We start from the raw sequence: 6,486 nt of genomic DNA on the forward strand, positions 1-6,486 counted from the left end.
CAGAATTTTATAGTGCTTTCTTCTATTTTTGAGACTTTTTGCCCAGCCTCTTTTTGTTTATCAATAATTCGTGGAATTGTGTTGAATTAGTTTGTATGCTTGGGAGTTTTCTAATTCTTGTTTTCGGTATTCTAGTAAGAAGTCGAGTGCTTCTTGTGCAATGGAAGAAATTGGGGAAGTTTGTTCTAAGCCTTTAGCAATCCAGTAAATATAGCTGTTAAAATCTTCTTCCTCTTCAATTTCTAACAGTGTTTGAAAATTCTCTGGATGGAATAATCCTAATTGTTGTCTGCGAGTATGAATGCTCATCCAATGACGATGATCGAATGCTATCAATTCAATATGAGGTTTCATTGAATCGATTAACTCTTCAAAGGAAGAAGCAATTGTTAACCATTGATCCATTTCTACATCTATAAGGCGAATGCTAGATTCTTTTCCTTTTTCAAGATAATCAAAACAATAGTAAACAGATTCATCTTTAAAAAAGGGAATAAAGTAATCAGGTAGCCCTGTTTCTTCAGGGAAAAAGCATTCATCCAATAAACTCATCCAATTGCCCTTTTCTAATCCTGCAATGCCATTTAAGAGAGTATAGTCTAATCCAAAACGAGTAGGTTCAATGGTAGTTATTTTTGAATGAAGAAAATAACCAGCTCCTTCTTGTTGAATCCATTGTAAATAACTTTCTGGTAAGTCTCCAATAGTCCATTGATGATGGATAGGTGTAGCAGGATCTAATAGTACTTTTGTAAAAGCTTGTTGAATCAGTGACATGTTTTCCTCCAAAAATTAGGTCTAAAGTATGAGGTAAGTTGTAGTAAATATGGTAAAATAAGTTCAATTAATCGATAAAAGTTTGCAAAACTAATTCGATTTGTTACAATTAACTGTATAAAATATAAAGGAGTGTGTCAATATGACATTATGGATTATTTTAGGAATTATTGCAGTAGTCATTATCTGGGGCGTATCTGCATATAATGGCTTAGTAAAATTAAAAACTTGGGTGAGTGAAGCTGCTGCTCAAATTGATGTTCAATTAGGGAGAAGAAATGATTTAATTCCGAATTTAGTAGAAACAGTTAAAGGATATGCTAAACATGAACAAGAAACACTTTCTCAAGTGATTGCAATGAGAAATCAATTAACAAACATGGGAAGTGATGCTTCTGTTCAAGAAAAAATGGATGTTTCAAATCAATTAAGTGGAACATTAAAAACAATTTTTGCACTTTCAGAAAGCTATCCTGATTTAAAAGCAAATACAAACTTTATCCAATTACAAGAAGAATTAACAAATACAGAAAATAAAATTGCTTATTCACGTCAATTATATAATTCAAGCGTGGCACAATATAACATTAAAATTCAAATGATTCCAAATAATATTATTGCGAATATTGGTGGATTTACAAAAGAAGCAATGTTAGAAATTCCAGCGGAAGAACGTGCTGTGCCAAAAGTTCAATTCTAAAATTGGGCGTAGGTGAAGAAGATGATGTATGAACAAATCGCTGCCAATAAAAGAAAAACTTGGGTGGTAGTCGGATTCTATCTCATATTATTTTTACTGGTAGGTATTGCTCTAGGTTACACCTTAATCGATAATGCTATTGCAGGAATGGTTATTGCACTAGTTGCAGGTGGATTGTATACAATGATGATGATGAGTCAATCAACAGATGTTGTGATGCGATTAAATCATGCTATTGAAGTGACCGAATACCATGAAGCACCACAATTATGGCATATTGTGGAAGATATGGCGATGATTGCAAAAGTTCCAAGACCAAGAATATTTGTAATTCAAGATGATTCTCCGAATGCATTTGCAACTGGAAGTTCGCCTGAAAAAGCTGCAGTTGCTGTAACAACAGGTTTATTACAACGTTTGAATCGTGAGGAACTAGAAGGAGTTTTAGCTCATGAATTTGCTCATATTCGAAACTATGATGTAAGGTTGCAAACTATTGCCATTGCGCTTGGCGCAGTCATTGCTATTTTAGTGCAATTTGGAAGTCGAATGATGTTTTGGGGACGAACTTCTAGACGTTCTAAAGATGATGAAAATGGAATTGCAGCGATTATGATGGTGATTTCCATTTTAGCAATGATATTAGGACCATTGATGTCTACGATTTTACAATTAGCGATTTCAAGAAATCGTGAATATTTAGCAGATGCTACAGCAGTAGAATTTACTCGAAATCCTCAAGGATTAATTTCTGCACTTGAAAAAATATCCCAAGCTCCAGCGATGGAAGAAGCAGATCCTCAAAGTGCAGCATTATATATAGCAAATCCTTTTAAAAAGGGAAATGAAGAAAAAGATTCTTGGTTTGCTACTCATCCAGCAACAAGTAATCGTATTAAACGTTTAAGAGAGATGTAGGAATAAAGACAGTTGAAGTTTTATTAAGGATCGCTTCAATTGTCTTTATTTCAATTTTGTTACAAAGAAAAAGCTTTCACATATAATTTGTAATGAAATAAATATACATAAATAGGGATAATTCCCCTATAATAGTAATGAGGAATAAGATTAAGGGAGGAGTTTTGTGATGCAATCAATTTATGTACATTTAGATTCGATTTCGAATCATGTATTAAGTAGTTCGGTTCGTTTTCAACCAACTGTATTGTCACAAAATGAAATTCCTAAAAATATATTATTATTAAAGGGACGTTCTCCACTAGCTATTTATGATGATTATACAGGATTTTATTATATAAAAGATGAAAAAAAAATCATGGCATTTTTAGAAGAAGTTCAAAATAGTGTTACTGAATATAATTGGATTGATTTTGAATCCTTAGAATTTTTACATCAATTTACACCTCAAGAAATTGCTGATTTATTATATATTTCGCATGCGAATACACATTTACATTCTCCATTTTTTTATAAATTACAAAATAATTTTATCTTTTTAAATTTAGGGCAAGAATATACAAAAGTGTATTATCGTAAGATGGATGATTTTTATCGACAATTAGCATTTCAATTGATGAATAAGATGAGTGAGGAAATGACTCGCTTAAGTAGACGTTTATTTTTCAATCAAGAGAAAAAGGCTGAAGAATTACCGGTAGAATTATTAAAAGAGTTAGTAACTTATTTTAAAGTCGGTATGGTTTTTTCAACAGAAAGAATTACAAAGGATATGAAAGCCTACACGATTCCATTATATATTGCAGAAGATCGATATCACGTAATGGAAAATGTGTATATTAAGGAAAATTTATTTGGTCAACTCATGTATCATGAAGAAAATGGTTGGTCATTAGAGATTTATAAACGAAAAACAGAAATTTTATAGAACGTTCTTGAAAAAAGTGGCTTACTTTCTTTAAGAACGTTTTTTTGATAAAATACTAATAATAAATTAGAAAAGAGGTTAGGTTATGTATTATGTAAAAAATCAAAGAAATGGTAAAGAAATTTATGATGCAACGACTAACTTAGCAATTGAATATTTCTTATTAAATGAGAAAAAATTAGATGAACCCATTTTGCTTTTTTATATTAATGAAAATGCGATTATTATTGGGAAAAATCAAAATACGTATGAAGAAGTGAATCAAGATGGGGTTGATTCATTAAAAGTTCAAGTGGTTCGTCGTTTTTCAGGTGGGGGAGCCGTTTATCATGATATGGGAAATATTTGTTTCTGCTTTATTACGGAAGATGATGGAGATAGTTTCCGTGATTTTGGGAAATTTACACAACCAGTCATTCGTGCGCTTCATAATATGGGGGCAACAGGTGCTGAACTTCAAGGAAGAAATGATTTACTCATTGATGGTAAGAAATTCTCCGGAAATGCGATGTATTCAAATAACGGTCGTTTAACAGCTCATGGAACATTAATGCTGGATGTGGATGTAACGATTTTACCGCAATTATTACGTCCAAAAGCGGATAAAATTGCATCAAAAGGAATTAAATCGGTTCGTTCACGTGTCACAAACATTAAACCTTATTTGGCTGAAGAATTTCAAGATTTAGATATTTTACAATTTAGAGAAGTATTATTGAAAAATATTTTCGAAGTGGAAGATACTTCACTGATTAAAGAATATGTACTTACAGAAGAAGATTGGGAAAAAATCGAAGAGTTGAGAAAGATGTATTTTAATAATCCTGATTGGAACTATGGGAAAAATCCAAAATTTGCGTTAACACAATCGAAACGTACAACAGCAGGGCAAGTTGAATTCCACTTGAATGTTGAGCAAAATCATATTAAAGAAATTAAAATTAACGGTGATTTCTTTGGACTTGGAGAAATTAGTGACGTAGAAGAAAAATTAACAGGAATTGAATATCAAAGAGATGCAGTTTCTAGAGTATTTGAGACCATTGATGTTCGTAAATATTTTGGAAATGTAGCAGCTGAAGAATTAGTAGAGTTATTATTGAGTTAATACGAATGATAGAAAAGGTGTTATTACTTTACATTCTATGAAAATTCGTTACAATAGTACTATTCTTAAAAAATAATAAATGAATTTTTAAATGTAATGTAAGTGAGGTGAATATTATGGAAATGGAACGTATTAATGATGATACTATTTTAGTAAGAATTGAAAATGAAGATTTACAAGAACGTGGCACTTCTGTTTCAGAGTTATTAGCTAATCCTACAGAAATAGAAGAATTTTTCCATAGTATTTTAGTAGAGATGGATGTTATTGATCAATTTGAAGATTCTGAAGGGATGAGTTTTCAAGTGATGCCGAATCCTGAAGGAATTGAATTATATGTTACTAAATATGTTGAAAAAAAAGATATTGAATTAGATAGCGAACGCTTTGTTCGAAATTTAGTCGATACGATTCAACATTCTTTAGGGCATCGAATGGGAAAACCAAAAAAAGAGAAAAAAGTAGAGGCACCCGTTGAAGAAGAAAAAAAATTGGAGCCACTGGATTGTACAGTATTTTTTGATACATTTGAGGACTTTGTACAGTTAGCAAAAATGTATCCTTATAATGTCCAGCAATCATCCTTATATCGCTATAGTAACTATTATTTCCTTCATGTCTATCAAGATGTTTTTGGAGGAGAAGATTTTACTGCCGATTTAGCACTTCTAAGAGAATTCGGAGAATTTTCAAGAGTATCTTGGGAAGTGATTCAAGAATATGGTGAAGTGATGATGAAAGAAAAAGCGATTGAAACAGCTAAAAAATATTTTAAATAATTGGAATAGTGGGAGTGAGCAAAACAATTTCTGTCATTTGCTGACTCCACTATTTTTATAAAGGAGTAAAAATGATGAATGATACGATTCGAATACAGTTAAATCACCGCTCCATTCGAGCATTTAAAGAACAAGCTTTAACGAAGGAAGAAGTGGAATTATTAGTCGATGTGGCAAGACATACTGCTACAAGTAAATTTATGCAAGCTTATTCGATCATTAGTATTACAGATCCAACATTGAAAGCAGCATTCGCAGCAATTTCTAATCAACCATATGTTGAAAAAAATGGACATTTATTTTTATTTGTAGTGGATTATCATCGTAATGTTCAATTAACAAAGGCGCAAGATAGACCAACCAAATTACAAGGAACAGCAGATTATTTTATTGCAGGATTAACAGATGCAACCATTGCAGCTCAAAATATGGTAGTAGCTGCTGAGTCACTAGGAATGGGAACAGTATTTTTAGGAAGTTTACATAATGATGCTCAACAAATTATCGATTTATTAGGATTACCAGAATATACATTCCCAGCAGTTGGATTAGCGGTAGGATGGCCAAATCAAGAACCTCAATTAAAACCACGATTACCAAAAGAAGTGATGCATATGGAAAATCAATATCAAGCATTAGAAAATCCATTAAAAGACATTGAAGCGTATGATGAAGAGATTACAGGATACTATGACACAAGAGACTTAAATAATCGAGTAGATCGATTCAGCAAACAAGTGGCAGATAAAATGGAAGCATTACCTCCAAAAAGATTAGCGTTATTAGAAGTAATTCAGCAACAAGGATTTTTGAAAAAATAAACTATTAGATTTTTTTGAATGAAGGTATTCCAATTACAATAGAATTGAGTAAAGAAAAGAGGATTAAAATGGATATTAAAGATTTTACAGAACATGAACAAAAACAAATTAATGCGGGATTAACGACTTCTGTCATTACGGATAAAGAAGCTTCAAAAAAAATTCTTGAATTAGTACCAAGTGAATGGATTAAGAAAATTCCATTTTTAGTGAGAGCCCATGCAACAACAAGAACTGTAGCAAGAGTAGCGAAACAGTACCCAGAACTTTATGCAGTTGCTAAACAAGAAGGCCCTTTACCTGAAAAGGAAAGAGAAGAATTAAGAGAAATTATGACAAATATTTTTGCAGAAAAAATGAATAAGCATAAAATAAAATAATATTTTTCAAAATTAAAACAAAAGAGACTGGGCAAAAAGTCTCAAAAATAGAAGAAAGCACGTCCTGATTTCGAC

Annotated in this window: 8 protein-coding genes; 7 read left to right on the forward strand and 1 reads right to left on the reverse strand. The window is 31.7% G+C overall.

Annotation, left to right across the window (positions count from 1 at the left end):
• Nucleotides 1-60 precede the first annotated feature (60 nt).
• A complete protein-coding gene (locus tag RYL55_RS08090; protein WP_315008528.1) occupies nt 61-777 on the reverse strand; it encodes an SMI1/KNR4 family protein in 717 nt (238 codons plus the stop codon).
• 142 nt (nt 778-919) lie between these two features.
• Between RYL55_RS08090 and RYL55_RS08095 the strand changes: the two genes are divergently transcribed.
• From RYL55_RS08095 to RYL55_RS08125, 7 genes are all read left to right on the forward strand, one after another.
• Nucleotides 920-1,477 (forward strand): LemA family protein, encoded by a 558-nt coding sequence (locus RYL55_RS08095; RefSeq protein ID WP_315008530.1) that lies wholly within the window; start codon nt 920-922, stop codon nt 1,475-1,477.
• A gap of 21 nt (nt 1,478-1,498) precedes the next feature.
• Nucleotides 1,499-2,395: a zinc metalloprotease HtpX gene (gene htpX / locus RYL55_RS08100; RefSeq protein ID WP_315008532.1), complete on the forward strand. Its 897-nt coding sequence runs from the start codon at nt 1,499-1,501 to the stop codon at nt 2,393-2,395.
• A 166-nt stretch (nt 2,396-2,561) separates the two neighbouring features.
• Nucleotides 2,562-3,323, forward strand: coding sequence for a hypothetical protein (locus RYL55_RS08105; RefSeq protein ID WP_315008534.1), 762 nt, complete (start codon nt 2,562-2,564; stop codon nt 3,321-3,323).
• Between the two features lie 85 nt (nt 3,324-3,408).
• On the forward strand, nt 3,409-4,431 hold the full coding sequence (locus RYL55_RS08110; protein WP_315008536.1) for a lipoate--protein ligase: 1,023 nt from the start codon (nt 3,409-3,411) through the stop codon (nt 4,429-4,431).
• 116 nt (nt 4,432-4,547) lie between these two features.
• Entirely contained in the window at nt 4,548-5,210 is a 663-nt protein-coding gene (locus RYL55_RS08115; protein WP_315008539.1) for an adaptor protein MecA, read from the forward strand.
• A 74-nt stretch (nt 5,211-5,284) separates the two neighbouring features.
• Nucleotides 5,285-6,031, forward strand: a complete 747-nt coding sequence (locus tag RYL55_RS08120) for an NADPH-dependent oxidoreductase (protein WP_315008541.1) — start codon at nt 5,285-5,287, stop codon at nt 6,029-6,031.
• Between the two features lie 68 nt (nt 6,032-6,099).
• Entirely contained in the window at nt 6,100-6,411 is a 312-nt protein-coding gene (locus tag RYL55_RS08125; protein ID WP_315008543.1) for a hypothetical protein, read from the forward strand.
• The last annotated feature ends 75 nt before the right edge of the window (nt 6,412-6,486 follow it).

This window comes from uncultured Granulicatella sp. (genome assembly GCF_963515615.1).
GTDB lineage: Bacteria > Bacillota > Bacilli > Lactobacillales > Aerococcaceae > Granulicatella.

Bases quoted from the DNA above. Each gene is read 5' to 3' on its own strand.
- RYL55_RS08120 (WP_315008541.1), top strand. From the start codon at position 5,285: ATGAATGATACGATTCGAATACAGTTAAATCACCGCTCCATTCGAGCA.
- RYL55_RS08115 (WP_315008539.1), top strand. From the start codon at position 4,548: ATGGAAATGGAACGTATTAATGATGATACTATTTTAGTAAGAATTGAA.
- RYL55_RS08090 (WP_315008528.1), bottom strand. From the start codon at position 777: ATGTCACTGATTCAACAAGCTTTTACAAAAGTACTATTAGATCCTGCT.
- RYL55_RS08095 (WP_315008530.1), top strand. From the start codon at position 920: ATGACATTATGGATTATTTTAGGAATTATTGCAGTAGTCATTATCTGG.
- RYL55_RS08110 (WP_315008536.1), top strand. From the start codon at position 3,409: ATGTATTATGTAAAAAATCAAAGAAATGGTAAAGAAATTTATGATGCA.
- RYL55_RS08125 (WP_315008543.1), top strand. From the start codon at position 6,100: ATGGATATTAAAGATTTTACAGAACATGAACAAAAACAAATTAATGCG.
- htpX (WP_315008532.1), top strand. From the start codon at position 1,499: ATGATGTATGAACAAATCGCTGCCAATAAAAGAAAAACTTGGGTGGTA.